Raw genomic sequence first — 2,526 nt, 5'->3', positions numbered from 1 at the left:
CATCGAAGTCCTGAAGGGTCCGGCCGGTGCCCTCTACGGACGCAGCGATCCGGGCGGGAGCGTCAACATCCTGACGAAGCAGCCCGTCGCCCGGCCCTTCGTCGAGATGGGCACCCTGTTCGGCAGCTTCGGCACCGCCCGCACCACGGTCGATGCCGGCGGCGCGCTGAGCGAGGACGGCAGCGTCCTCTATCGCTTCAACGGCGCGCTCGCCCGCCAGGACAGCTTTCGCGATTACGTCGACGGCGACCGGGTGCTCCTGGCGCCGGTGGTGAGCTGGCAGGTCACCCCCGACACCAAGATCACGTTCGAGGCGCAGTACCTGCGCAACCGTCAGACCTTCGACCGGGGCACCGTCGCGGTGAACAACCGCCTCGGCCTCGTCCCGCGCTCACGCTTCTTCGGCGAGCCGGGCGACGATTCCGTGTCCGAGAGCGCGCTGCTGCAGGTGCGGCTGGAGCACGCCTTCAACACCGACTGGCATTTGCGGGTCGCCACGCACCTCAACACCGGAAGCCTCACCGGCCTGCAGACCGGCGCGACCGGGATCCTGGACGACGGGCGCACGCTCTTGCGCGAGTTCCGCCAGCACGACTTCACCTGGGGCGTCGCCATCGGCCAGGCCGAACTCGTTGGGCGCTTCGAGACCGGGCCCATCGCCCACACGTTGCTGCTCGGCCTGGAGCACGAGCGCTACAACAGCACTGAGAACCTCCAGCGCTCGACCCCGCGCCTCGACCCCTTCGCCATCGACCTGTTCAACCCCGTCTACGGGCAGGCCAAGCCTCCGTTCACGCGCCGCTACAGCGCCAGCGAGAACGTCGGCAACACAGCGGTCTACCTGCAGGACCAGATCGCCCTCAGCCCGGAATGGAAGCTGCTGCTGGGCAACCGCACCGACTTCTACAACCAGACCTTCCGCGACAAGGTCGCGAACGAGCGGACCGAGCAGGACCGGACCGGGTTCTCGCCGCGCGCCGGGCTCGTCTACCAGCCGCTGTCGTTCCTGGCGCTCTACGGCAACGTCGCCGCCTCGTTCCGCCCCAACACAGGCTTCGACAGCGCCTCCCGGCCCTTCGCTCCGGAGACGGGCTTCGCCTACGAGGTCGGAGCCAAGCTCGACCTGTTCGACGGCCTCAGCGTCACGGGCGCCGCCTTCCACATCGAGAAACAGAACGTGCTCACCACCGACCCGGCAGACTTCTTCTTCCAGATCGCCGCCGGCGCCGTGCGCAGCGAGGGCTTCGACGTCAGCCTGGTCGGACAGGTCACGCCGGAGTTCCGGGTCATCGGCGGCTACGCCTTCATCGACGCGGCGGTCACCCGCGACGAGGTGCTGCGTCCCGGGTCACCCCTCCTCAACATCCCGCGCCACAGCGGTTCCCTGCTCGGCATCTACGAGGTCCAGACCGGCGACTGGAAGGGTTTTGGGATCGGCGGCGGGTTCCGGGCCGTCGGCTCACGCCTCGGCGACAGCGGGGTCGAGAGCTTCCGTTTACCGGGTTACATCCTGACGGATGCCCTGGCCTACTACCGCTACGAGAACCTGCGCTTCGGGCTCAACGTCGACAACATTTTCGACGAGACCTACTACGAGCGCTCCTACAACACCTTCTGGGTCGGCGTCGGTGAACCGCGGCGGGTCACCGTCAGCATCACGGCACGGTTCTGATGGGCGAGCGTCCGGAGCCATTCGAGGCGTCCGCCGGCATGTCGGCCCTGTCCGGCCGCATCGCCTCAATCGATGCCCTGCGCGGACTGGTGATGGTGCTGATGCTGCTCGATCACCTGCGCGAGACCTGGTTCCTCCACGTTCCCGTGGCCGACCCGGTCGACGCCCGGACCGCCCTGCCGGCCGTGGCCCTGGCACGCCTCGTCGTCAGCCTGTGCGCACCCATCTTCATCGCGCTGACCGGCGTGGCAGCCTTCCTGTTCGGCACCAAGCATACGCTGGCCGAGACGCGAGCCTACCTGCTGAAGCGTGGCCTCGTTCTGATGGTGCTGGAGGTCATCTACCTCTCGGAACTGTACTGGGGCGTGGCCAGTCCGACGCTCTGGCTGCAGGTGATCTGGTGCATCGGCGTCTGCATGATCGTCCTCGCGGCCCTGGTCGGCCTTCCACGCCCGGTCCTCCTCGCGGTCGGACTGCTGATCGTTTGCGGCCACAACCTCCTCGACCCGATCCACATCCAGCCTGACCAACCGTTTTTTGCGGTCTGGGCGATGCTGCACCAGCGCGACGTCATCGCGCTCCCGTTCGGCCTAGTCGCCAAGACGACCTATCCGGTGCTCCCGTGGATCTGCGTGATCGTGCTCGGCTACGCGGTCGGCCCGTGGTTCCTACCCGAAGTCGCCACGCGCGACCGCGAGCTCCGGTTCCTGGCGCTCGGCTGCAGGATGCTCGTTGCCTTCATGGCGCTGCGTCTGGCGAACGGCTACGGCGACAAGCCCTGGTTCGTGGTCGAGGGCGATCCGCTTCGGACCACGATGAGCTTTGTCTCGCTAACGAAGTATCCCCCCTCGCTG

Annotated in this window: 2 protein-coding genes; both read left to right on the top strand. The window is 67.5% G+C overall.

Features of this window, described 5'->3' with window-relative positions:
* Positions 1–1,672 (top strand): TonB-dependent siderophore receptor (locus MKK58_RS16130; protein ID WP_243913011.1); only part of this gene is annotated, 1,672 nt, incomplete at its 5' end.
* Positions 1,672–2,526: DUF1624 domain-containing protein (locus tag MKK58_RS16125; RefSeq protein WP_243913010.1), on the top strand; the 855-nt coding region annotated here is incomplete at its 3' end. The genes MKK58_RS16130 and MKK58_RS16125, both read left to right, overlap by 1 nt.

The sequence above is a fragment of the Methylobacterium sp. J-078 genome, assembly GCF_022829285.1.
Classification (GTDB): domain Bacteria; phylum Pseudomonadota; class Alphaproteobacteria; order Rhizobiales; family Beijerinckiaceae; genus Methylobacterium.
This window is presented reverse-complemented; position numbering and strand designations above follow the sequence as displayed.